Source organism: Streptomyces boncukensis (assembly GCF_011045075.1).
In the GTDB taxonomy this organism is placed as follows: Bacteria; Actinomycetota; Actinomycetes; order Streptomycetales; family Streptomycetaceae; genus Streptomyces; species Streptomyces boncukensis.
The window spans coordinates 1-1,099 of the sequence record NZ_JAAKZZ010001006.1; the positions used below are offsets into that span (position 1 = coordinate 1).

Annotated in this window: 1 protein-coding gene; it reads right to left on the reverse strand. The window is 68.1% G+C overall.

Going from position 1 to position 1,099, the window contains the following annotated elements:
* Positions 1-158: 158 nt before the first annotated feature.
* On the reverse strand, positions 159-1,085 hold the full coding sequence (locus G5C65_RS37605; RefSeq protein ID WP_165303533.1) for a multicopper oxidase domain-containing protein: 927 nt from the start codon (positions 1,083-1,085) through the stop codon (positions 159-161).
* Positions 1,086-1,099: the final 14 nt, after the last annotated feature.

The following is a 1,099-nucleotide window of genomic DNA, read 5'->3' on the forward strand; positions in this document are numbered from 1 at the left end:
ACTCGAACGACGACGCACCCATGATTGCAACATCTCCCGCTCAGCATCAGTCAGCACAACAGGCGGGATCTTCGGTCCAGGACGACTCACACCAGACCAACGACGAATCTCCGACTCAGGACACTAGACCGTGTCCTGCGGATCCTGCTGGGCAGGGGTCAGTGGCCCGGAATGGTGCCGTCCGGCTTGGCGATCATAAAGTGGCCGGCCATGCCCATGTCGGAGTGGCTCTGCACATGGCAGTGGTACATCCACATCCCCGCGCCGACCCCCTCCCCCGCGAGGAACTGGAAGCCGAAGGAGTCGGCCGGGCCGGTGATCTTGTTGTCGATGACGGGGCTGGGGTCGTCGGGGCCCTCCAGGAGTCCGGTGCGATTGTCGGCCCAGCGATGCCCGTGCATATGGAACGTGTGGTAGTGCTCGCCATGCGTGATCATGATGACCTCGACGCGGTCGCCGACAGTCGCCTTGAAGTCGGGCCCCGTCTTGCGGTTGTTGGTGGTCATGTCGTTGAAGACGATGGTGAACTGCCGGTCGGGGTCGGGCAGCACGTCGCCCTCGCGGCGCACGATCAAAGGCCCGTAGAGCCCGTTGCGGATGCCGTTGGTGCCGTGGTCGGTGCCGACGACATGGTCGTGGTAATGCCAGTAGCCCGCGGTGCCGGGGCGCCAGGTGCCGTCCTCGCGGCGGCCGGGGCGGTGGGTGCGCCAGGTGTAGGTGCGGGTCTCCCCCGGCTCCACATGGCTGTTGTTCATCCTGGTGCCGTCGCTGTTGATGTCGTAGTCGACGCCGTGCGGATGCAGGCTGGCGGCGACGTCCATGGTGTTCTCGAAGTCGATGTGCAGGGTGTCGCCCTCGATGAGCTCGATCAGCGGCCCGGGGATGGACGCCTTGCCCTTCTCCAGTCCGTATCCCATCTGTCCGTCGGGCAGCTTCTCGGCGTACATCGTGATCCGGCGCACCTCGCCGCCGCGGCCGGCCCGGCGTACGGAGCCGGCGGCGCGCGGGGCGGCGTGCGCGGGGGACGAGGCCGCGGTACTGAGCGCGGCGCCGCCGAGCGCGGCGGCGGCCCCGCCGGCGAACAGCCGCCGGGTGAGGG